Genomic DNA, 23,582 nt, shown 5'->3' with positions numbered 1-23,582 from the left:
CGACGACGATGGCCGCAGTCGACCGTCGGAACGGACCGCCGAGCCGGTGGCGTTAACGTCTCGCAGTGAGACGAGCGTGTATGGCCGAAACTGTACTCTTCCTGGACAGACGGTTCGGAACGCGCAAACCGTACGCCGAAGCGATTCGCGACGCGGGCGGTACGGTCCGCGAGAGCGACGCCGAGACCGAGGCCGACCGAATCGAAGAGTGTCGCGACGCGACCGTCGTAGTGACGACGACGACGCCGGTGACGGCGCCGATGCTCGAGTCGGCGACCGACCTCCGACTGGCGTTTCGAAACGGCGCAGGGTACGACACGATCGACGTCGCGGCCGCGAACCGACTCGGGGTGGCCGTCTCCGCGCTCAGGGGATACATGAACGACGAGCTGGCCGAACACGCGATCGCGCTGTTGCTCGCGGTCGCCCGTGACGTCGCCTACTGCGATCGCCAGATGCGCTCCGAACCGGGATGGGGAGACCGGACGTACGTCAGGTCGGTCGCGGGCGAAACGGTCGGGATCGTCGGCTTCGGTCAGGTCGGGCGGACGTTCGCGGAGAAGGCGGCGGCGCTCGGCCTCGAAGTGATCGCCTTCGATCCGTACGTTCCGAGCGACCTCTTCGATCGACTGGGCGTCGAGCGCGTCGGGTTCGACGAACTCCTGTCGCGAGCCGACGCGGTGAGTATCCACTGCCAGCTAACCGCGGAAACGCACCACCTGTTCGACGAGCAGGCGCTCGAGCGACTCGACGACGATGCAATCCTGATCAACACGGCCCGCGGGCCGGTCGTCGACGAGGACGCGCTCGTCGCGGCAGTCACGGAGGACAGACTCGCAGGAGCGGGGTTGGACGTCTTCGAGACGGAGCCGCCGGAGGGGGCGGTGCTCTCGTGTGAGGGGATCGTCTGTTCGCCCCACCACGGCGGCGACACGGTCGAGACCACCGAACGCGCGATCGAGATGGGACGCGACGAGATCAGCCGCGCGCTGTGTGGCAAGCGGCTCCGACACGTCGTCAATCCGGAGGTGATCAAACACGAAGAGGGATTCACCGTCGGTCGTGGAACGTACGATTCCCCGTGAGACGGTCGGACGGGGAACGGACGATACCACGCGACATCGTCGGGTCGCCAAACTATAACTAGGGGGCGTCCCAAATCGAGGACGATGGTAGATATTGGCCTGTACGCGTCGCTGGAGCAGTTCTCTCCGGCGGAGTGTCTCGAACAGACCGTGCTGGCAGAGGAGGCTGGCTTCGAGAGCGTCTGGGTGAACGACCACTTCCACCCCTGGTTCGACCGCGTCGGGGACGGATCCGAGGCGAACGGGGGCGACTGCTGGACGTGGATGCCGGTCGCGCTGGAGCGGACGGATGATATCACGATCGGGCCGGGGGTAACCGCGGTACTGAACCGCCATCACCCCGCGAACCTCGCACACCACATGGCGACGATCGCGGAGCTGTACCCCGATCGGCTCGTCTTCGGTATCGGAACCGGCGCGCCGTTGAACGAGGATCCGCTCGGATTTCCATGGCCGGAGTACGGTGAGCGGGCTCGGCGCACCGCGGAGGCGATTCGCATCGTACGGAAACTTTTCGAGGAGGACTACGTCGACTTCGACGGAAACTTCTGGCAGCTTAACTCCGCACACCTGTACAACGGGCCGAACGAAGCGCCGCCGATCCACGTCGCGGCGAACGGCCCGATGTCGGCGCGGATGGCCGGGGATCTCGGGGACGGGCTGTTCACCGTTCCGGAGGCCGATCCGGAGTCGCTCGCCGGGGACCTGTTCCCGGGCATCGAACGGGGCGTCGAGAAGTCCGCACACAACGAGGATCCGGACGAAATCGAACGATCGGTCAACGTCCTCGTCTCGTACGGCGAAACCGAAAACGAAGCGATGCGCTCGATCAAGCCCTGGCGCGTCCTATTGCTCCCGATGATGTTCGAACACGCGGTTTCCGATCCCCGCTACCTCCAGAAACACGGCGATCTCGTCGGCGAAGAGCAGCTCGCGGACTCGTTCACGATCACCACTGATCCCGCCGATCTGATCGACATCGTCGACGAGTGGAACGATGCCGGCTTCGACCGGGTCGTCTTCCACAGCGCGAGTCCCGACCAGGAACGGTTCATCGAGACCGTTCGCGACGAGGTTATGCCGAGTTTCTGATCGGGAGAGCGGATCGCCGTCGTGATTCAGGGGTGAAGAACCGCGGTATAGCAATATTTTTACCGGGCGCAACCCCAGTTCGATTCGTCAGATGGAGTTCAATGGTTCGTTCGAACTGGAGGACGTCAGCATCGAAGAAGCCTGGCTCGCACTCTCGGATCCGAGGATGATCGAGGCAGCGTTGCCGGGCTGTCAGTTTCTCGTTCAGGTCGACGGCGATGACCCCGATTTCGACGAGCTCGCCGCCCAGGCGGACGACGGCCCGGACGAAGAGGACTTGTTACCGAACGCCGATCCCGAAGTCGTCGCCGAGCGAGCGTTCGAGGACGGAGGCCAGTACGCGGCTCTGATCGAACTCGGCGTCGGAAGCGTCAAACCCTCCTTCGAGACGATCGTCACGATCACCGACCGGGAGTTCCCGGTCATGAACGCGGCCGGCGAGGGATCGGCCAGCGACAGTTCGTTCGAGATGGAGTCGGGAATGGAACTCCACGAAACCGAAACCGGCGTTCGTATCGACTGGTGGACCGAAACGGACGTCTTCGGCAGGCTGGCGCGGATGGGACAGCGGCTGATCACGCCCGTCGCGAACAGGGTCGTCAACCGCTTCTTCAGCGACCTCGAGTCGCGACTCCAGCCGGAATCGGACGAATCGCAGTCGGATGGATACCGGAATCGCGTCCGAAGTCTCTTCAAGTAACTCACGGCGCGCTCGATCGCCAGCAGTTTTTTCGGCGGGTGACCGTCGACTCCTTGTAACTCGGACGGCTCCGAACGATTCGACGACGGTTACGGCCGCTGGGATGGCGCTGAACAGAGAGAGGAATTCCCCGGAGCCGACAAGAGCATAAGGATTTTTTATTACTGCCTGCTAGGATCAGTTGAGATGGCAGCAACAAACCTCTCGACCGAAACCAAGGAAATGATCGAACAGCTCGATCAGTCCCTCATGGACGGGAGATACCCGATCCGGTTGCGCAACGACGAGGCAGTGTTCGAACTCGAACAGGACCGAGTGTTCAACGACAACTGGGTCTTCATCGGACACGAATCCGAGATTCCCGAGCCTGGTGATTACGCGCGGCGGTACATCGGCGGCTCCGATCCGTTCATCTTCACGCGAGACGAGGACGGGAACGTTCAGGTGCTGTTCGACAGCTGCGGACACCGCGGCACCAAGCTCTGTCGCGCCGAGCAGGGTAACACCTCCCACTTCCGGTGTCCCTACCACGGGTGGACGTACAACAACAAGGGAGAGCTAGTCGGGGTCACGTTCAAACACGAGGCGTACAAGGAGATCGATCCCGACGAGTGGAAGCTGCCGAAGCCGGCGAAAGTCGACAGCTACGCTGGACTCGTCTTCGCGACGATGAACCCCGACTCCCCCTCGCTCGAGGAGCATCTCGGGGATATGAAGTGGTACATCGACATGAACTTCAAATTCCCCACCAACGGCATGGAGGTCTACGGGGAACCGTACCGCTACGTGCTGCCGGTCGACTGGAAGCAGCCCTGTGAGAACTTCGGTGGAGACGACTACCACATCTCGACGACCCACCAGTCGGCGATCGAAGGCGGGCTGATCTCCGAGATCTGGCACTGGGACGAGGGTCCCTACGGCGGGCTCGCAGAGCGCGTTCACACGCACTTCGAGGAGTTACCCGAGATGGGCCACTCCTTTGCGGCGGGGATGATCGGCGAGGACTACTCGCCGTTTTACGGCTACGACGAGGAGATCCACGACTGCTTCTCGGCGGAGAACATCAGCCAGGAGCAGTACGACCTCGCTCGCCGGTCCGTCGTCAACATCGGAACGATCTTCCCGAACCTCTCGTTCATCCAGGTCGGCAAGGGAACCGGAAGCAACGACAGCGGCTTCCTCTGTCTCCGCCAGTGGCAGCCTCGAGCGCCTGGCGAAACCGAACTCTGGTCGTGGGTGCTCGTTCCGAAAGACGCACCCGAAGAGCAAAAACGGAAGATCAACAACGTCGCGCTCAGTTCGTTCACGCCGGCGGGCAACTGGGAGCAAGACGATCTCGCGGTCTGGGACGGGATCACCGAGGCTGCGGGATCGACCGTCGCCAAGAGACAGGGCGTCGAGACGAGCTACGAGATGGGGCTCGGCAACATGAGCAACACCGAGATCCACGACGAGTGGCCGGGTCCGGGCGTCTGTTACAACAACCACTACCAGGAAGGGTACGGTCGCTGGTTCCACCGCCGCTGGCAGGAAGAAATCACGAAGGAACCGCTTCCGGAGGGAGCAGAATGAGCTACGTCAAGCCAACCCAGGAACGCCGTGAACTCCTCGAAGAGGTTCGGACGTTTCTCGCGTACGAGGCCGATCTCCTCGACAATCGCGACCTCGACGAGTGGCTCGACCTCCTCACGGACGACATCAGCTACGAGGTTCCGCGACGGATCACCCGGGAAGCGGGCGACGACGTCCCGGTGTTCAGCGAGAAGAGTTTCCACCTTCAGGAGGACATCGACTCGTTCGAAGCGCGGATCGCGCGATACGAGAAGGACTACGCCTGGGCGGAGAACCCGCCGTCCCGGACGCGTCGGTTCGTGACGAACGTGCGCATCGAGTCGGTCGACGGCGACGAGGTTCGCGAGCGTAACAACATGTTGTTGCTTCGCCTCCGGGGCGAGGAGGCGGAGCCGACGTTCATCTCCGGCGAACGCGTCGATACTCTCCGCCGAGAGGACGGCTACCTCAAACTGGCGGACCGGCGCGTCCTCCTCGACCAGACCGTAATGGGAACCCAGAACCTCTCGGAGTTCCTCTGATCATGAGTGACAGCGATCGAGAGAGACACATCGAACGCGACGATCCCCTAGAGATCACCGACGGCTCGCGGACGGTCACGGTCTGTCGGATTCACACCCCGAAGGGGTCCCGACTCGAGATCGACGACGAAGACGGCGACCGAATCCGCCTCGATCCGCTGGCGCTCGAGTCGATCGCCTGGCAGGATCCGGCCGACTTTCCGTTCGAACTCCCCGTCGGCCGGGAGTCCGTTTCTGACGCCGACGTCGTAGAGAGCGACAAACCGGTTCAGATCGCAAACGAGTTCGCACAGGTCACGTTCACCAGAGTCGTTACGGAAAACGGCGACGCGCTCGCCCTCGAGAGTCCGAAGCTCGGCTTTTCGATCCGTCTGAGCGTCGCACACCTCGAGAGCATCGCTCGTCAGGACGTCGACGAATTCTCCTCGCTGCTCGAGGATCCGTACGGGCCGGAAGACGAACACTGATCGGCCCGGGATCCGCTATCGAGCGATCCGTGACCGTTCGACCCGAACGTCGGACCGAGACACCATCCTTTTTGGTACTGGATGCGAACGTGAGGACGATGCAGATGGATATCAGCGGCAACAGTGCACTGGTTTCGGCTTCGAGCAGCGGGCTCGGCAAAGCAGCGGCCAAAGCGCTCGCGGAGAACGGCGTCAACGTGGTCATCAACGGGCGCGACGAAGACAAGCTAGACGAAGCGGTGTCGGAGCTGAACGCGGCGACCGACGCGGAGGTCGTCGGCTGCCAGGGTGATTTGACCGAGTACGACGACATCGAGGCGATGGTCGAGACGGCAGTCGAGGAGTTCGGCGGGCTGGACCACCTCGTGACGAACGCGGGCGGCCCCGCACCGGGGTCGTTCCTCGAGACGAGCGACGAGGACTGGTATCAGGCCTACGATCTGCTCGTGATGAGCGTCGTTCGCCTCGTCCGCGAAGCCGCTCCCCACCTGAAAGAAGGGGACGGCGGATCGATCGTCTCGATCACGTCGAAAACCGTCAAAGAGGCGATTCCGATGCTGCTGCTCTCGAACTCGGTTCGAATGAGCGTCATCGGTCTCGAAAAGACCCTTTCGCAGGAACTCGCCCCCGAAGTGCGCGCGAATGCGGTCATGCCCGGCCCGTACGAAACAGCACGCATCGAAGAGCAGATCGAACACGAAGTCGAGAAAGGCAGGTACGACAGCTACGAGGAGGGGATCGGAGCCCGGTCCGAGAGCGTTCCCCTGAACAGGATGGGCGAGCCTCGCGAACTCGGCGAGACGATCGCGTTCCTCTGTTCTGATCACGCGAGTTACATCAACGGCGCGGCGATTCCCGTCGACGGCGGCTCGAGCAAGTCGAACTTGTAATCGGCGGGTACGGTCTCGGTTCGGAGACCGACCTTCCAACACAGCGTTTATGGTGTCGCCCTCGTACCACAGTAGTATGGTACGGGATACCGACTTTCGGGTGTCGCTGGTCCAGATGCAGGTGACCGGCGACCGGGAGCACAACGTCGAAAAGGCGCTGGAGTATATCTACGAAGCGGCCGAGGACGACCCCGAGCTGATCGTCCTTCCGGAAAATTTCAACTTCACCGGAACGGACGAGGAAAAGAAAGCCCACGCAGAGACGATGGACGGTCCGACGCTTCCGAAACTCCAGGATGCGGCGTCCGATCTCGGCGTCCACGTCGTCGCGGGTTCGATCAAGATGGAAGTCGACGACGACGACCTCCTCCGGAACGTGAGCGTCTTGATCGATCCGGACGGCGAGGTGCAGGAAACGTACGAGAAGATGCACATCTTCAACGCCAACGTCGGGGGCAACGCCTACACCGGCGACAACGTCGAGCGCGGGGGCGACGACATCGTCATCGCGGACGTCAACGGCGTCGACGTCGGGATGACGATCTGTTTCGACGTGCGATACCCCGAGCTGTTCCGGATCCTCGGCCTCGAGGGTGCCGACGTGGTACTTGTCCCGGCGATGTTCACCCTCCACACCGGGAAGGACCACTGGGACCACCTCCTGTGTAGCCGGGCGATCGAAAACCAGTACTTCGTCGTCGCGCCGGGGACGTGCAAGCAAAAGCCCGGCGGAGCGTGGACGTACGGCCGAAGTCTCGTCGCAGATCCGTGGGGAACGGTGACGAACAAGGCGTCGGACGGCGAGCGCGTGATTACCGCCGACCTCGATCTGAGCCGGATCGAAGAGGTGCGTGAGAAGGTGCCGACGCTGCCCCAGCGTCGGCCCGACGCCTACGACTGGCCGGATTCGTAACCAATCGCATCGATCGCGCCGGCACGTTCTCCGGCGTCGATTCGTCTCGACGGCAGTTCCACCACTCGCGGTAGCCGCTGCTCGAGAACTGCGAACCGGCGCCGATCGGCCGCGACGCAAAAGGTGAGATGAGCGTCGCCCTCGTGGGCGGGAACCGGCGTTACCGATTCGGCGTCAGTCGCGAATCGACGACGTCGCCGTCTTCGACGACGACCTCGCCGTCGAGGGAGACGGTACAGTTACGCATTGGGAAGTCAAGATGAGCTCTCGTGTCCCGACCGACGAACCGATTCGGACCGGTCGACCACATGAAGTTCCCGATCTGCGAACGATTGTTCGTTCCGCGTGCGTCGACGCCGGTCGTCGCGTACGCGGCGATGTTCTCCCAGGAAGCGGTTTCGTCCATTCCCCACCCGAAGTGCGAGGCGGCGTAGGCATCCTCGTCGTCCCACATCTCGAGGTAACTTTCGATCAGCGCACAGTCGGCACCGTCGCCGTCGATATCGGTGATGAAACCGTCTTCGAGCGTGAACTCGATCGGGTTGTCGACGTACCGTCGCAGCGGGAGGATCACGTCGCCGGCGTCGAGAACGATTTTCCCGTTCTGCGAGCCGTCGACCGGGTAGAACGCGATGAAGCCGCTGACGAAGTGGTCCCAGCGGCCGGGTTCGTCGGTGTACCCGTACTGTGGAACCGTCGGCGGATCCTGACCGACTTCGACGGTGACGTCCGTGCCGGCCTTCGAGGTGACGCGCATCTCGTCGGCGTCGATAACCATCTGTTCGGCGGTTTCGACTCGCTCTCGGAGATCTTCGCGCGGGAACATCTGCTCGAGGATGGACGCAGGTTCCCAACAGGAGATCATTCGAGCGCCGTTTTCGAGCGTGAGCGTACGCGCTTTCGTGTGGATTAACCCCTCCGCGGTGAGGTCGACGACGAAGTCGGAGTTCTCCAGGGCTCCGCGTGCGGCGGGATCGTTCTGGATGTGCTCGTCGACGTCGCTGAGCGGCATCGAGTCGGGACTTCCGCCGTAGGGAAACATGGGGTGTTTGAGTCCGGGAAGCTCGAGGTGAGAGACCGTCGAACCGATAACCTCGGCGGCGTTTTTGAACGCCTCGATGTACGGTTCGCGGGATTCTGCCTGACTGACGACCAGGACGGTCTCGTCGGGCGTGACGTCACACATCTCGAGCTCTCGCTTAAAAAGCTCCGTTAGCTGTGGTATCGTTTTCGCCATACTACGGCATTCGCTTCGCCCCATATATTCCCTTCGGAACCTGTCGTAAGACGGTATCTACCGGGGGTATTTGGAATGGAATCGCCGATCTGACGCACCCACTGCGTTCAATGAGAGTGAACGGACGGTCCCCAACGCGTCGATCTTTGGTACACAGAGTAGGTGCCGAAAGAAGAGAGAACTAACCGATTGTCGACGTGGATTGAGATAAATAATTTCCATAGCTAACGGCAACCTTCAGGGCTTCTATCCGAAGTTTTCCGCGTATTTCCGTGGCCAAAGACAGTACGAGTGCTCGATCGGATACGTACACTGGCCGTAACAGACCTCGGGTCGAGCCGACAGTGCAACGATCGATACCTCTGTACGAGGACGACAGCAAGACTTGCCGGTCCGATGTCGATTGCTGATATCGGCGGAAAATTCGAAATTGTAATCCGGTCCGCCCCGTGCAGAAACCGGATAGAATACCTGTTCCTCGGTATTTCGAGCGGGCGACGAAATTCGGCCGATGTTCCACTATTTCGCGTAGTAGATACGATAGGTGGTCTCGGCTGCGGTCGACCGGTACTAGCGGGCGTTCACTCTCGTTGAACGAATCGCCGTTTACGCTCCGTCATTGAATGATGTTCGTTACCGTGTAGCAAATATCGGACGAGGGGTGCAGTTCCGATAGGGGCGAGCACTCCGGTGAATTTCTCCGGAACAAATGCTGAAAGTCGCCATAACGGTTCACAGTGATCGACCTCGAAGAGAGACGATATCGGTAAATCGTTCGATGTGAGTGAACAATTTTATGAGGGTGGTGTTCCATGACTAGCGTATGAGCAAGACGGTGAAATCGGACGAACGCCTCTTTACGATCATGGAGGCCCTAAAGCAGCGGGAGGAGGCCGGGGTAACGGAGCTGGCCAAGGCCGTGGATCTTCCAAAAAGCAGCGTTCACGTCCACCTGTCGACGCTGGAAAAGCACGATTTCGTCGTCAAAGAGAACGGACGGTACAGCCTGGGTCTCAGATTCCTCGATTACGGGATGATCGCGCGAAACGGGCGCGAGCTGTACGACATCGCGAAGGTCAAAGTGGACGAGCTCTCCGAGAAGACGGACGAACAGGTCTGGTGCATTACCGAAGAAAACGGAAAGGCGATCTACCTCTGTGGGGGCAGCGGTGAACACGCGATCCAGACCGACACCTACGTCGGAAAGCAGGCGGAACTGATCGATCTTGCCGGCGGACGAGCGATCCTCGCAAACCTCCCCGAACCGCGTCGCAGCGAGATCATCGACGGCTACGAATTCGGCCCGGAGTCAGCGTTCAGTGACCGTGAAACCCTCATCGAAACGCTCGATACGATCAGAAGCGACGGGATCGCACTCAACACGGAACACTACGTCAAAGGCGTCAACGCCATCGGCGCACCCATCATCGACAACACGGGACGCGTCTACGGAGCGCTCAGCATCGCCGGACCGACGCACCGCCTCAAAGGCGATTTCGTCGAAAACGAACTTTCGGATCTCTTGCTCGGCACGACGAACGAAATCGGAGTGAACCTCACCTACAAGTAGCTGCGACTGACCCCGTTCGAAGTCGCCGTCGTCGTCCAACGGACCTCGAGTTTTCGGGTTCGCTCGTCCTCGAATTTGTCTCTGTCGGATCACGCGCGGCGAAACACACCCAGCGCCGGTTACAGCACGCTCGAGTCCGAGTAGATCCGACAGCCGCGGCGAATCCGCCGGGAACGTACCACACGGTGCGTCGGGGGGTCGCTGTACTCGACCGAAAGGAAAGATTACAGCAGTACGGTTGTCAGTGGAATGCCGTCGTCGCTGATGGAGACAGCGTCGCCGGCCGGAACGCCACGCAATCCGCGGTCGTTCGCAATCGACGGTTTCCGTCGTTTACGAGAGTACTGCTGTAATTTTGTTGGCAGAGGAGCCACGGGATGAGGGGGGACGCGAAATCACGACGACTCGTGTCGTCGGAGACTCAACCAGGTTCGAGAACGACGATCGCGCGAGCAATAGCCAGGACGCCGGACACAGGGATCGAGGACGCCGCCCCGCGGCGACTCGTGGTTGGTGAGCGGGAAATCATTGATCGACCAGTGGGACTGACGCATCGACGTACGTTCCCTGTCGACGTTTCTGAGATGGACGGGGCACACGCCGCATCATAAATCCCATTATTTATCATATGCCATATGATTAGGCCATCATATAACTTAGGCATATTATAACGCGTCACGGAGTGTCGAACTATTCACAACGAGTCCAGAACAGCGGAGGACACGGTTGTGAAAGACACGTTCGTACAATAATAAGACCGAAATTGTAATATTGTATCGATCTGTCCTCCCACACTACGCTTGTTTTCCCGAGTTAGTCGCAGACGTATTGAAAGGGTCGCTTTTGGACACGATCGCGACGTTGGTTTCGTCGCACGGGAAAATCGGCTCTATATGCGGCCATCGCAGGAAATTTCTCTCTTCTACCGTGAAAGCGATCACAGCTCTTCGGGAACGTGAACCGAGTCGATCCGAGCCGTGTTTGATCTGCGGTAGTTTCGCCCGACACTAAATATAGTGTTATTATCATATATGCCAATTCGATTGGTTTGGGGTAGAGAGTGGATACAGTCGGATGATACAAAGCGAGCGGTTCCGGCGACGTGCGAACAGAGAGCCAGCCCGTCCGATCTGTGGACTCGTCCCGAGCCTGCCGGGAAAACGAGTGTTGTAGCGCTCGTTTCCCACGCACGATCGTTCGGCCGGACGTACCGTATCGAATCCTCGTTTCAACGCATCAGAGTTGCTAAGTAGGTAGAGCAACAGGTATCGGCTATCGATGAACGCATCACGGGACGGGTTGAATCAGAACGATAGAGCCATCGCCGCGTTCACGATGATCGCCCACGGCATCGTTCACTGGTTCGAGTTGGCGATCCCGATCTTTCTCGTCGTGTGGATCGGTCAATTCGACGTGTCCGTGGCGCTGCTCGGGCTAATCGTCGCGCTGGGATACGCCCCGTTCGGGCTCGGGGCGCTACCGGCCGGATTGCTCGTCGATCGGTACGGTCCCAGGCGGCTCATCCTCGCGTGTCTCGGCGGAATGAGCGCCTCGTTCGTCCTCCTCGGATTCTCCGATTCGGTGTACGCGATCGCGGTCAGCCTGACGCTCTGGGGCGTCACCGCGAGCGTGTATCACCCAGCAGGGCTCGCGCTGATCAGTACCGGTGTCGAACAACGAGGGACGGTGTTCGCCTGGCACGGAATCGCCGGTAACGTCGGAATCGCGCTCGGGCCGTTCGCCACCGCGACGATGCTCCTCGTTCTCGAGTGGCAACACGTCGCGCTCGTCCTCGCCGTTCCGGGGATCCTCGCGACCGTCTACGGATTCCGGGCTCGGTTCGATCCGACCGCCGCGCTCGAGCGCGATGGGGGCGACGACTCCGGCGGAACGCTGTCTCTCTCCGAACTCGTCTCGAACTCTCGGACGCTGTTTGCGAGTACGTTCCTCCTCGTGTTCGCGATCGTGACGGTCGTCGGGCTCTACTACAGGGGCGTTCTCACCTACCTCCCCGAGATACTGAACGGGGTACCCGCGATGGACGGGATAGCGCCGCCGGGCGACCTGATGGAGTTCTCGCTCGGGGACTACTTTTACGTCTGGTTGCTCGTCGCGGGAATGGCGGGCCAGTACGTCGCGGGGAAGCTAACGAGTCGCGTCCCCGTCGCGCGCGGGCTCGCCGCGATTTTCGTGGCGCTCGGCCTCCTCGCGGTCGCGTTCGTCCCCGTCGCGTCGATGGGGCTCCTCCCGATACTCCTCTTCTGTGGCGTTCTTGGATTCACGCTCTTTGCGATCGAACCGTTCTACCAGGAGTCGGTCGCCGTCTACACTCCCGCGGAAACCCGCGGGCTTTCCTACGGGTACACGTACCTCGGCATGTTCGGTCTGGGTGCTGCGAGCATTTCGGTCGGTGGGTTACTCCTCAACCAGTTCTCGATGGAGGCGTTTTTCCTGTCCCTCGCGGTGATCGCGGCGGCCGGCTCCGTCCTCTCCGTGGTGATACTCGCGAGAGGCTCGTCGGCCTCCCCGCGGGTGGCCGACGTGGTGGATCGCAACGACTGACGCGGCGTATCGGACGCCGTGTGTCGGCGCAGACGAACGCTAGTATCGAGCCGACGACGGAGCGCTCACCGGTTCGAGTCGACGACGAAAACGCGCAGGTCGTTGACGTTGGTCCCCGTCGGTCCCGTTCGAACGATCGAATCCGCGTCGGACAGCGCGGTCGTCGAATCGTTCGACGCCAGCGCGGCTCTCCCCGCGTCGGTATCCACGGACGACGCGTCCGCGATCGCGCCGGCCGCGTCGGTCGCACCGTCGATTCCGTCGGTGTCCACCGCGGCGACGACGACGCCGTCATCCTCGAGTTCGACGGCGGCGCTCAAGACGAACTCCTGGTTGGGACCGCCCGACCCGTACTCCTCTCCGAGCGTCACCGTCGTTTCACCCCCCGAGAGGAAGACCGCGGGCGGCGCGATCGGATCCCCCGTCGTCCGGCACTCCTCCGCGATCGCGACGTGCGTGAGCGCGGCCTCGCGCGCTTCACCCCGCACTCGAGCGGAGAGAACGACCGGCTCGTAGCCGCGGGCGGCAGCCGTCTCGGCCGCCGCGTCGAGAGCGGTTCGGTTGTTCCCGATAACGTGCGTCGAAACGCGATCGAACAGCGGATCGTCGGGTCCGGGCGTCTCCGGAACTGAGCCGTCGACGCCGTTTCGAAGGTGGGTGCGGACGGCGTCGGGGACGTCGAGATCGTACCGCTCGAGCACGCCGATCGCGTCCTCGTACGTCGTCGGATCCGGGACGGTCGGTCCGCTCGCGACGACGCTGGGATCGTCGCCTACCACGTCGCTCACCACCAGGCCGACGACGGTCGCGGGAGACGCGCTGCGTGCGAGCTGGCCGCCTTTGATCAGCGAACAGTGCTTTCGCACCGCGTTGATCTCGTCGATCGCCGCGCCGGACGCGAGCAGCCGATCGGTCGTCGTTTGCAACTCCGAAAGCGAGATCGCATCGACCGGGGCCGGGAGTAACGCGCTCCCACCCCCGGTCAGGCAGGCGATTACGAGATCGTCTTCGGTCGCGCGCCGTGTGAGTTCGAGAACGCGCTCGGCGTTGCGGACGCCGCGACGGCTCGGAACCGGATGATCGCCGGCGAAGACGTCGATTCGATCCGTCTCGACCGGATCGTCCGTGACGATAGCGCCCCCGCTGATTCGCTCGCCGAGCAGCGCCTCGAGCGCGCGGGCGAGCTGGCTGGCTGCGTTCCCGCCGCCGACGAGAACGACGTCGTCGTACCGAGCGAGGTCGAACGTCGTTCGCCCGGTACCGAGGCCGTCGATCGCGAGCTCGTCGCCCTCGAGCGAGAGTCGTTCGGCGACGAGGCCGTCCGGACGTGTGGCTTCGATGCCGGCCTCGAGACAGGCGAGCGCCGTCTCGTGTCCCGTCGTTCGTGAAAGCGCCGATCGGTTCTCGATGTCGGCCATGCAATACCTATCGACGATCGACCGCTATGAAGCCTCCGCTTCGGCACCCCTCGCGTGGAATCTTGGGACATCGCGTCCGAATCGTTCGTTCGCTACCGATCGATCCGGAAGACCGGAACGCGAGAGCCGTCCGACGGCCGTTCCTCGACGGCCAGACGGACGGTCGTTCCCGTCTCGAGCGTTCCGGATTCGGCCGCCGGCAACCGACCGGTTACGTCGACCGGCCCGAACGTCGCGATACCGATCCCCAGCGGCGTGTGATCGTCGTACTCGGGCGTCGAGACGTTCGAGACGGTGTACGAACGCAGTTCACCGCGAGATGGCAGCGGCCGTCGTTCGAGTCCCCCACCACACTCCGGACAACAGTCGCGTGGAGGGAGCGTCGCGTGGCCCTTCGGGCAGCGGTAGTAGTATCCGTCTCCGAGAGCCACCGCGTCCAGCCACTCCTCGAGACCGACTTCGCCGATCATTCGACTACCTCCAGGACGGTGACGACCGCGGAGGCGACCGTTCCGCCCGCGTTGTGGGCGAGCCCCACGGTCGCGTCGGGGACTGCGTCCGCGTTCGCGTGCCCCCCGGTCAGGAGTTTCACCAGTTCGGCGATCTGTGCAACCCCGGTCGCGCCGACCGGGTGACCCTTCGCCTTCAGACCACCCGAGAGATTGACCGGGATCGAACCCGTCGCGGTGGTCGTTCCGTCTCGGGCCGCGCCGTATCCCTCGCCGTTTTCCGCGAACCCGAGGCCTTCGATCGCCAGGACTTCCGCGATAGTGAAGCAGTCGTGTACCTCCGCGAGATCCACGTCGGACGGTCCGATACCCGACGCGGCGTACGCGCGTTCCGCTGCGGTTTCCGTCGCCGGCGTTTCACACAGCGAGTCGCGTTCCTGCAGCGAGAGCCGATCGCTCGCCTGACCGACACCAGCGACCGCTACCGACGCGGGGAGGTTCCGCGACCGCACGACGTCGTCGCTGGCCAGAACGAGGGCTGCCGCGCCGTCGGTCAGCGGACATGAGTCGAACAGTCCGAGCGGCTCCGAGACGATCGGCGCCTCGAGAACGTCTTCGACGGTGATTTCGTTGCGATACTGGGCGAGTTCGTTGTCGACGGCGTTCGCGTGATTTTTGACGGCCACGTGCGCGAGATCCGTTCGGTCGGCACCAAATCGGTCGAAGTACGCTCTGGTCATCAGCGCGTAGGCCCCGGGGAACGTCGTTCCGATCCGGGTTTCCCACCGCTCGTCGGCCGCCAGCGACAGGGCTTCGGTCGCGTCGGGCGTCGAGAGGTGAGTCAGCTTTTCGCCACCGCCGACGAGCACGACGTCGGCGACGCCGGCCCGGATGGCCGTCACCGCCTGACGAACGGCCGCGCCACCGGAGGCGCAGGCGGCCTCGACGCGCGTCGCCGGGGCAGAGACGCCGGCCGCCGAGGCCATCAGCGGGCCCTGGTGGCTCTGTGACTCGGACAGTTCGCCCGCGAACGCGGAGAAAAACAACTCGTCGACGGCGTCCGCGGGGAGCGACGCGTCTTCGAGCGCGCGTCGCGCGGCATCGCCGAACAGCTCCCGTCCCGTCCGACCGGCGTGATCGCCGAAGGGAGTCATACCAGCGCCGACGATTCGAACGTCGGTCATCCGTTTACAGAGCCCCCGACGCGAGAACGTCCCGCGCGCCGACGGTCGTTCGAATCGTTTTCGTCGACACCGTCATCGCGCCTCCTCGATCGCGTCGAGCGCGTCCGGATTCTCGATGCTCGAGATATCGCCCGGATCGTCGCCGGTGTACGCGGTCTGGATCGCGCGCCGCACGATCTTTCCGGACTGGGTCTTCGGGAACTGGTCGACGAACAGCACCTCTCGCGGGCGAAACGGCTTCCCCTGTTCGTCGCCGACGACGGCGCGGATCTCGTCTCTGAGCCGATCGGACTCGTCAGCGCCCGGTTCGAGTACGACGTAGAGAACCACGGCGGTTCCGATCGTCTCGTCGGGAACGCCGATCGCCGCGGCCTGGTTGACGTCGTCGTGTTCCATCGCCGCGCCCTCGACTTCGGCCGGCCCGACCTTTCGACCGGCGACGTTGAGCGCGTCGTCCGCGCGCCCGTGGAGGAACCAGAAGCCGTCGGGGTCCTTCCGGGCCCAGTCGCCGTGATCCCAGCAGTCGTCCCACGTCGACCAGTATTCCTCTAAGTAGCGGTCGTCGCCGTCGAGAAGCGATTTCGTCATGCTGGGACACGAATCGCGGGCGACGAGGAATCCGCGCTCGTGATCGTCGGCGACCGACTCGCCGGAGGAATCGACGACGTCGACGTCCATCCCCAGGCCCGGGCCCCCGAGCGTGCAGGGTTTGAGCGACTGGATCGGCATCGGCATGAGAAAACAGCCCATGATCTCGGTGCCGCCGGAGATGTTCATGATCGGGCACTCCCCGCGACCGATGTGCTCGTAGAACCACCGCCACGATTCGGGATCCCACGGCTCGCCCGTCGAGCCGAGAATTCGCAGCGAGGAGAGGTCGTGTCCCTCGAGCCACTGATTCCCGTGCTTGCGCAGCGATCGAATCGCCGTCGGCGAGATGCCGAACGTGGTGATGCCGTGGCGGTCGATCATCTCCCAGTACCGATCGGGTTCGGGATGGTCAGGCGCGCCCTCGTACACGAAGACGGTTCCGCCGAACGCGTGGTTGCCGAGTAACGTCCACGGCCCCATCATCCAGCCGATGTCGCTCACCCAGAAGAAGCGGTCCCCGGGCTTGTGGTCGAATCCGAAGTAGACTTCCTTGGCCGCCTGGACGAGCGCACCCGCGTGGGTGTGGACGATGCCCTTCGGCGTTCCGGTCGTCCCCGACGAGTACAGTATCATCGACTCGTGATCGGACGGGAGTTCGACCGTCCGGTGATCCGACGAACGACGGGAGACGGTGTCGTGCCACCAGTGGTCGGTCGACTCGTTCCAGGGAATCTCGAGGTCGTTCTCGGGATCGCTCGAACCGAGTCGATCGAAGACGATCACGTCCGTCACGTGCCCGGCCTGTTCGATCGCGTCGTCGGCCGTCGCTTTGAGGGTGACCTCTCGACCACGCCGGTAGAACCCGTCGCCGGTGAACAGGATCGAGCACTCGCTGTCCTCGATGCGGGTTGCGGTCGCGTCTACTCCGAATCCGGAGAAGATGGGCACCGCGATCGCTCCGACCGAAAAGCAGCCGTAGAGAATCGAGATCACCTCGGGAACCATCGGCATGTACAGGCCGACCGTATCGCCGACGCCGACGCCGCGGGCCTCGAGTTCGTTTGCGACCCTGTTCGTCTGTCGGGCGAGTTCGTGGTACGTGAGCTCGCGAACGTCGCCGGGTTCGCCCTCCCAGATGCAGGCGACGCGGTTTCGGGTCGCGCTGTCCGTCGCTGCGTGTCTGTCGAGGACGTTGTGCGCGGCGTTGATCGTCCCGCCGGGGTACCAGTCGGTAAACTGCGGGCCGTCCGAATCGTCCCGGGCGGTTCTATAGGGCTCGAAAAACTCGATGTCGAGGTAGTCGATCACCTCGTCCCAGAACCAGTCGATCCCCGAGGCGTCGACGCCGTCGACGTCGCCGGTCGTTCGAGCGATCAACTCCTCGTAGTCCCCGATGTCGTGTGCGTCCATGAACGCTCGGACGTTCGTCGATTCGACGAACTCGCTCGAGGGTTCGTGGACGACGTCGAACTCATCGATCGTCTCTGTATTGGTATCGGATTCCATTGGTTGTTCCACCGAACGTGACGTCTGTCGGAACGAGCGGGCACGTTTGCGTACGTGCGGTAGACGTCTTTCGACGGAACGTCGCGGCTGAATAAGTTAACTGTTGTGGTACCGAAACGGCGTGACGAGTCCCCTTTCGCTCCCGTTCGGGGACGGTCGGCGGCGGTCGCACCGACGTTTTTCGCCGGTTCGGGGTCGTGCCCACCGGAAGATCTATCTGAATCCGTACAGTACGAAGGTTCATGCGCTCGTTTGACAAGGTGATCGTCACGTGTGCGGTGACCGGGGCGATACACGTACCGACGATGTCACCGTACTTGCCGATCGAACCGGAGGAAATTGCCGAAGAAGCGATCGCAGCAGCAGAGGCCGGGGCGAGTATCATCCACTTGCACGTTCGCGATCCCGAAACGGGAGAGCCGGTGACGGATCTGGAGCTCTTCCAGGACGTCGCGAGTCGAATACACGATGCCTGTGACGTCATCGTTCAGCCGACTACGGGAGGTGCACCGACGATGGAACCCGAAGAGCGGATCAAAGTCGTCCCCGAACTCGAACCCGAGATGGCTTCCTGCAACATGGGCTCGATCAACTTCGGGTTGTACCCCATACTCGAGAAATACGACGAGTTCGAGCACGACTGGGAACGGGAGTACCTGGAGGGGAGCCGGGACCTGATTTTTCACAACACGTTCGAAGATCTCGATACCATCCTCCCGATCTTCGACGAGCACGGAACGAAGCCCGAACTCGAGTGTTACGACGTCGGCCACCTGTACAACGCGAAACACTACGTCGATCGGGGGCTACTAGAGACGCCGCTTCACTTCCAGTTCGTCATGGGAATACACGGCGGCATCGGCCCGGACGTGGAAAACCTGACGCACATGGTCCACATCGCGGACAAACTGTTCGGAGACGAGTACTCGTTTTCCGTCCTCGGAGCCGGTCGCCACGAGTTTCCACGAGCGATTCAGGCGGCCGAGATGGGCGGTCACGCTCGAGTTGGCCTGGAAGACAACCTCTATCTCGAATCGGGAAAACTGGCGAAGAGCAACGCGGATCTCGTCGAGAAGGTTGTACGGTTGACGGAAAATTTGACCGGACGCGAGATCGCGACCGCGTCGGAAACGCGTGAGTTCCTCGGGTTGAAGGGGAAAGAACGGACGCGGATCCGTGGCTAGGATCGTCTCCTCGGTCGCAGAGAGAATCCGCAGACGGCGTTATCCGTCACGAGACGGTTTCGCTGTCGGTGAGGTCGTCCTGCGTCGGTAATCGAACGACCCCTCGTCCCAATTTCACATCCCGGAAACGACTCGCTCGACCGTGCGACTACCGGCCACGGAGGAGTTATCTCTCGTTCTTGTTCGTAAAATAAACCGTTAGTGAATGAGAATTACTCACAATATGAGAGAGGGGAGCCAATAACCAGTATAAGATTCCGCATGTTGAATTTTGAAACTCTCGATTACAAAAGTACACGTGTAACTCGTTGGAAGCCTACTTTTCCCAGAGGGTAAGTTGAATAAAAAATCCCACACACCCTCGAGGTGTTATCGGACGATCTGACGGTGAGAGTTCGGAGGCGCAGTCAGTACGCGTTCGGACTCGGTGCGGCTGCGTAAATCGTTAGCGGCGGAGCGCTCTTCGGTCCGTCCAAACCGCCCACACTGGACGTTCCCGGCGGGTCCAGGATCGCTCTTCGCGAAGGCACACGCACGAGCGGACGATCAGTCTATCATTCTACATCGCGGGAACGAGCGAGCGAGACGCGATTTGCACAACGGTATCTCACGCTACGTAACCGCAGGTTCGGAGCGAAGACGTCGGTAGAGGCGTCACCGCGTGCTGGCAGTTTGCATGACCGCCACTACTGCACTCCACGACGCGGAACGTTAAATAGTGGTATTAGTATACACACCACACAGTTGTTGACGCCGCGATACCGGTTCGCGGTTTCGACAGATTCGCGCAACCGCTGGTACCTTGAGGCGACCGTCCCCGACCGACGGCAGGTGGGATCGGCGACCCAGGTATTGCGTACCGCGTCGAATATCGAACTCGCAGCGGTACCAGATCTACCAACGCGGTTGGGGACGTTGCGACGGTCGCATACGGTGGGCGGACGCCGTTGTGAGCCCAGGAACCGTTGCACCACCTCGGGAAAGGACGTCGGTACGGTTGAAGCCGTTCTCGCTCGACACGATCGCAACGGACGCGCGATCGACGGTTCGACGGATCAGAGATTGGATCCAGGGAGGGGGCGCTCGGCGTTCCCACTGTGAGAAACTTTTAGTATGGTGCGTGTTAATACGGATCATATGGCGATCAGAACCACCGAGCAAAGCAACGTGAAAACGATCGACCGCACGGCTCGGATACTCGAAACGCTGAAAGAGCTGGACGGGGCTCGGGTTTCTGAAGTTGCCGACGAACTCGATCTCGCGAACAGTACGGCTCACAGATATCTCTCTTCGCTGAAGAAAAACGAGTTTATTACGCAGGAAGGTGACCTGTATTACGTGGGATTGCGGTTTCTCGAGCTTGCAGATTGTGCACAAAACCGAAACGAGGTTTACAAACTGGCGAAGCCGAAAGTCGAACAGTTAGCGCAGGAAACCGGCGAGCGCGCGGAGTTCATCGTCGAAGAGCACGGATACGCGGTCTTCGTTCACAGGGCGATCGGCGAAACCGCCGTTCGGGCCAACTCCCACCAGGGGAAACGCATCCCCATGCACGCGACCTCCGCCGGAAAAGTTATTCTGGCCCACTCGCCCGATCGGAAGATCGAAGAGATCATCGAATCACGAGGATTACCGGAGCTGACGTCCGAGACCATCACCACCAGACAAGAGCTCTACGAGGAGCTAGAGGAGATTCGCGAGAAGGGCGTCGGCTTCGCGGAAGAGGAGTATATACAGGGACTGAGTACCGTCAGCGTGCCGGTGAAAGGTCCGAGTGGGGCGATCCAGGGAGCGCTCGGCATCTCCGGTCCGTCGGGTCGCATGTCCGGGGACAACTTCAAGCGGGAGATTCAAAATCTGTTGGTCGGTGCGGCGAACGAACTGGAGATCAATATCGCGTACCCCTAACTCGGCCACCCGTCTCGCGGCTGTGAGGTGCTCTCGGTGTGGAAATCTCGTCCAGTCGCTCCCCGATGGCGCGAGAGGCAGGTTCGGCCGGAATTTCGGTGCGTGCCGCGTCGCGGGAGGAAGACGATCGGCCGTCGGGTGAATCCTTATCGTCGTGGTGGACGTGTACGCGACATGGTTCACTCGAACTGGGGAACCTGGTTCGTCAGCGACGAGATAGAAGCAGTGGAACCGCTCGGTGTAACGATGTGGTATCTCGGTGGTACCGGATTCGTGGTGCGCAGCCCCGAGGCGACCGTGTACGTCGATCCGTACTTCGGTGACGGCGATCCACCGAACGTCGTCCGGATGCTGCCGGTTCCGCTCGATCCGGCGGACGCGACCGAGTGCGACGCGGTGCTGGTCACGCACGAGCACCTCGATCACATGCACCCGCCGTCGTTCCTGCCGCTCGTCGACGGTCTCGGAGCCGACGTGTACGCGCCGTCGGCGTGTTACGACGCCCCGCAGTACGACGGAGAGGTCAGCGTTCCCGACGAAAAAGCGCACGTGGTCGCGCCAGGAGACACCGTCCGAATCGGCGACCTCGACGTCCACGTTCGCGGCGCGAACGATCCGGCCGCCATCGACGAAGTCTCGTACGTCGTCGATCACGAGTCGGGAACGTTCTTCAACGGCGGCGATAGCCGTCCTGATCCCGAGGAGTTTTCCGCGATCGCCGACGAGTTCGACCTCGACGTGGGCGCGCTCGCGCTCGGGTCCGTCGGGAACGTCTCGGCTCCAGACGGGGACGGAATTGAGCGAACACGGTGGTACATGGACGAAAATCAGCTCATCGAAGCCGCGAATCAGCTGGAGCTCGAGCGGCTCTTGCCGGTGCATCACGGCCTGTGGCGCGGCGTCGGCGCGAACCCGGCCGTGCTCTCCGAGCACGCGGCTTCGTTCGAGTTTCCACGGGTGATCGAACCCGTTTCCCTCGGCGATCGATTCGACGTCGACTCCCCCGGTCGCGTCCAACCGCGGGCGATCCGACGCTGAGCCGCTACCGGAGGCCGCCGCCCCAACGGCGCGTCGGTCCGTCGCGGTCGTCCTACGAGAACGCGGTCCGCGATCGACCTTTCAGATCGAGGAACTCTCGAACTTCGTCGGGAGTCGCCGGCTCCCGGTCGGTGAACGCGGTAATCTGTTCGACCGTTTTCGAGACGAGTTCGGCGTTGCTCGTGGCGAGAACCCCCTCCTCGACGTACAGGTTGTCCTCGAGCCCGACCCGCACGTGGCCCCCCATCGAGACGGATTGGAGCGCGAGGGGGAACGGAATCGTCCCCATGGGGATCACCGAAAACGAGTACGCGTCGTCGAACAGCTCCTCCGCGACGGCTTTCATGTACGCGAGGTTCGACGGATCGACCCCGATACCGCCGTCGATCCCGAACACGAACTCGAGGTAGATCGGCGGATCGAGCCACCCGTGATCGAGACAGCGACGAACGTTGTAGAGGTGGCCGACGTCGTAGCAGCCGAGACACGGTACGGTGTCGTGTCCGCGCATGGTGTTCAGGAAGACGTCAAGATCTTCGAACGTATTTTTGAAGATCGAGTCCTTCGTCTCCGCCAGGTAGTCCGCTTCCCACTCGTGTTTCCAGTCGTCGTATCGCTCCGCGAGCGGGTAGAGCGCGTAATTTATCGATCCCATATTACAGGAACACATCTCGGGGTCGAGCTCGGGAACGACCGCGACCCGTTCTTCCGGTTCCATCGTCGGGGACCCCCCGGTCGACGGCTGCACGATGACGTCAGTGCGGTCGTTCACCCGCCTCGCCACCTCGGAAAACAGCTCGAGATCAGAAACCGGTTCGCCGGTTTCGGGATCGCGAACGTGCACGTGAACGATCGACGCGCCGGCTTCGCTCGCCGCCACGCACTCCTCGACGATTTCGTCGGGAGTAATCGGCAGGTGCGGAGACATCGTGGGCGTGTGTAGCGCGCCCGTGACGGCGCAGGTCACTACGACGTTTCGACTGGGAAGCTCCCGCATGCTCTCGACCAAGACTCGGTAGCGCTAAAAGTGTTCTGTCAGTTCGTCGGGAAATGCGCGACCGATCCGCCTCACGAGTCGTCGTCCGGATCGTAGACTCGGCCAGTATCGTCGGAAGGGGCACCGATCGCGAGCACGCGGACCGGTTCCCCCGCCCCTTCGGGTACGTGCGCGCGGTGCGGGCTCCCCCCTTCGGCGGCGAAGAGCTGGCCCGGTCGAACGACGTACTCCTTCTCCGGCGTTTCGACGTGCAACGTCCCATCGAGCACGTAGAAGGCCTCTTCCTGCGTTTCGTGGTAGTGGTAGGCGAGGGGGAGCTGTTCGCCCGGTTCGGCCGCGTAGGTTCGGAGGCCGAGGATCTCGAGGCCCGTTTCCGCACTGATCGAGAACGAGTCGGCGATCGGATCCGGTTCGGGGTCGATATCGGGACGGTCGGGTTCCGTTTCGACGTCGTCGACGGTGACGAGGTGATAGCTCTCGTTCGACATACGGAGAGAGTCGACCGACTGAGGGATAATTCTGTCGTCCTGCCGTGGGACGATGTGCGTGCGGAGCGGCCCAGCAGATCGAAACGACTGCTGGTTTTATAGGACAGCGACGTCGACGTATAACCGATGCAACGTGCAGAGGACCGTCGGGGTGACCAGTCGCGACGTCCGTGGAATCGACGACGGTGCACCTCGGGCCCGCCGGAGACC

20 protein-coding genes are annotated in these 23,582 nt (G+C 62.2%); 13 read left to right on the top strand and 7 right to left on the bottom strand.

The genetic code is table 11. The features are described from left to right. The first annotated feature begins 80 nt into the window (after positions 1 to 80). From EA472_RS14175 to EA472_RS14135, 8 genes are all read left to right on the top strand, one after another. The gene (locus EA472_RS14175) at positions 81 to 1,085 is read left to right on the top strand and encodes an NAD(P)-dependent oxidoreductase (protein WP_124192173.1); all 1,005 of its coding nucleotides are present in this window, start codon (positions 81 to 83) and stop codon (positions 1,083 to 1,085) included. A gap of 84 nt (positions 1,086 to 1,169) precedes the next feature. Next, positions 1,170 to 2,177, top strand: a complete 1,008-nt coding sequence (locus tag EA472_RS14170) for an LLM class flavin-dependent oxidoreductase (RefSeq protein WP_124192172.1) — start codon at positions 1,170 to 1,172, stop codon at positions 2,175 to 2,177. 91 nt (positions 2,178 to 2,268) lie between these two features. Then, positions 2,269 to 2,877 (top strand): CoxG family protein, encoded by a 609-nt coding sequence (locus EA472_RS14165; RefSeq protein ID WP_124192171.1) that lies wholly within the window; start codon positions 2,269 to 2,271, stop codon positions 2,875 to 2,877. A gap of 186 nt (positions 2,878 to 3,063) precedes the next feature. Beyond that, positions 3,064 to 4,449 carry an aromatic ring-hydroxylating oxygenase subunit alpha gene (locus EA472_RS14160; protein ID WP_124192170.1) on the top strand — a complete coding sequence of 462 codons (1,386 nt, stop codon included), beginning with the start codon at positions 3,064 to 3,066 and terminating at the stop codon, positions 4,447 to 4,449. Next, positions 4,446 to 4,970, top strand: a complete 525-nt coding sequence (locus tag EA472_RS14155) for an aromatic-ring-hydroxylating dioxygenase subunit beta (protein WP_124192169.1) — start codon at positions 4,446 to 4,448, stop codon at positions 4,968 to 4,970. Before EA472_RS14160 ends, EA472_RS14155 begins: the two co-directional genes overlap by 4 nt. Positions 4,971 to 4,972: 2 nt before the next feature. Beyond that, positions 4,973 to 5,437, top strand: a complete 465-nt coding sequence (locus tag EA472_RS22790; RefSeq protein ID WP_207891165.1) for a hypothetical protein — start codon at positions 4,973 to 4,975, stop codon at positions 5,435 to 5,437. Positions 5,438 to 5,535: 98 nt separating this feature from the next. Next, the gene (locus tag EA472_RS14140) at positions 5,536 to 6,327 is read left to right on the top strand and encodes an SDR family oxidoreductase (protein ID WP_124192168.1); all 792 of its coding nucleotides are present in this window, start codon (positions 5,536 to 5,538) and stop codon (positions 6,325 to 6,327) included. 76 nt (positions 6,328 to 6,403) lie between these two features. Further along, positions 6,404 to 7,240, top strand: coding sequence for a carbon-nitrogen hydrolase family protein (locus tag EA472_RS14135; RefSeq protein WP_165874896.1), 837 nt, complete (start codon positions 6,404 to 6,406; stop codon positions 7,238 to 7,240). A gap of 160 nt (positions 7,241 to 7,400) precedes the next feature. Here the strand turns inward: EA472_RS14135 and EA472_RS14130 are convergent, their stop codons facing one another. Continuing rightward, positions 7,401 to 8,477 carry a hypothetical protein gene (locus EA472_RS14130; RefSeq protein ID WP_124192166.1) on the bottom strand — a complete coding sequence of 359 codons (1,077 nt, stop codon included), beginning with the start codon at positions 8,475 to 8,477 and terminating at the stop codon, positions 7,401 to 7,403. 823 nt (positions 8,478 to 9,300) lie between these two features. On the opposite strand from EA472_RS14130, the gene EA472_RS14125 reads away from it, so the two are divergent. Beyond that, positions 9,301 to 10,047 (top strand): IclR family transcriptional regulator, encoded by a 747-nt coding sequence (locus EA472_RS14125; RefSeq protein WP_124192165.1) that lies wholly within the window; start codon positions 9,301 to 9,303, stop codon positions 10,045 to 10,047. 1,278 nt (positions 10,048 to 11,325) lie between these two features. After that, positions 11,326 to 12,609, top strand: coding sequence for an MFS transporter (locus EA472_RS14120; protein ID WP_124192164.1), 1,284 nt, complete (start codon positions 11,326 to 11,328; stop codon positions 12,607 to 12,609). Between the two features lie 65 nt (positions 12,610 to 12,674). Here EA472_RS14120 and EA472_RS14115 read toward each other — a convergent pair whose 3' ends face one another. From EA472_RS14115 to EA472_RS14100, 4 genes are all read right to left on the bottom strand, one after another. Further along, a complete protein-coding gene (locus EA472_RS14115) occupies positions 12,675 to 14,027 on the bottom strand; it encodes a glycerate kinase type-2 family protein (RefSeq protein WP_124192163.1) in 1,353 nt (450 codons plus the stop codon). Between the two features lie 92 nt (positions 14,028 to 14,119). Beyond that, positions 14,120 to 14,497, bottom strand: coding sequence for a Zn-ribbon domain-containing OB-fold protein (locus EA472_RS14110; RefSeq protein ID WP_124192162.1), 378 nt, complete (start codon positions 14,495 to 14,497; stop codon positions 14,120 to 14,122). Further along, on the bottom strand, positions 14,494 to 15,660 hold the full coding sequence (locus EA472_RS14105; protein WP_124192161.1) for a thiolase domain-containing protein: 1,167 nt from the start codon (positions 15,658 to 15,660) through the stop codon (positions 14,494 to 14,496). Before EA472_RS14105 ends, EA472_RS14110 begins: the two co-directional genes overlap by 4 nt. Before the next feature lie 72 nt (positions 15,661 to 15,732). Further along, positions 15,733 to 17,757: an AMP-binding protein gene (locus EA472_RS14100; RefSeq protein ID WP_124192160.1), complete on the bottom strand. Its 2,025-nt coding sequence runs from the start codon at positions 17,755 to 17,757 to the stop codon at positions 15,733 to 15,735. A 242-nt stretch (positions 17,758 to 17,999) separates the two neighbouring features. Here EA472_RS14100 and EA472_RS14095 point away from each other — a divergent pair, with 242 nt between their 5' ends. The 3 genes from EA472_RS14095 (at position 18,000) to EA472_RS14085 (ending at position 21,887) form a co-directional block, all read left to right on the top strand. Continuing rightward, positions 18,000 to 18,941 carry a BKACE family enzyme gene (locus EA472_RS14095; RefSeq protein WP_124192159.1) on the top strand — a complete coding sequence of 314 codons (942 nt, stop codon included), beginning with the start codon at positions 18,000 to 18,002 and terminating at the stop codon, positions 18,939 to 18,941. A gap of 1,137 nt (positions 18,942 to 20,078) precedes the next feature. Next, positions 20,079 to 20,849, top strand: a complete 771-nt coding sequence (locus EA472_RS14090; RefSeq protein ID WP_124192158.1) for an IclR family transcriptional regulator — start codon at positions 20,079 to 20,081, stop codon at positions 20,847 to 20,849. A gap of 174 nt (positions 20,850 to 21,023) precedes the next feature. Continuing rightward, the gene (locus EA472_RS14085) at positions 21,024 to 21,887 is read left to right on the top strand and encodes an MBL fold metallo-hydrolase (protein ID WP_124192157.1); all 864 of its coding nucleotides are present in this window, start codon (positions 21,024 to 21,026) and stop codon (positions 21,885 to 21,887) included. Between the two features lie 52 nt (positions 21,888 to 21,939). Here the strand turns inward: EA472_RS14085 and EA472_RS14080 are convergent, their stop codons facing one another. Beyond that, positions 21,940 to 22,884, bottom strand: a complete 945-nt coding sequence (locus EA472_RS14080) for a BKACE family enzyme (RefSeq protein ID WP_124192156.1) — start codon at positions 22,882 to 22,884, stop codon at positions 21,940 to 21,942. A gap of 71 nt (positions 22,885 to 22,955) precedes the next feature. Continuing rightward, positions 22,956 to 23,372: a cupin domain-containing protein gene (locus tag EA472_RS14075; protein ID WP_124192155.1), complete on the bottom strand. Its 417-nt coding sequence runs from the start codon at positions 23,370 to 23,372 to the stop codon at positions 22,956 to 22,958. Positions 23,373 to 23,582 lie beyond the last annotated feature (210 nt).

The sequence above is a fragment of the Natrarchaeobius oligotrophus genome (assembly GCF_003841465.1).
Taxonomy (GTDB): Archaea; Halobacteriota; Halobacteria; order Halobacteriales; family Natrialbaceae; genus Natrarchaeobius; species Natrarchaeobius oligotrophus.
Note: the sequence above shows the minus strand (reverse complement) of the source record. Positions and strands in the feature narration are given on the sequence as shown.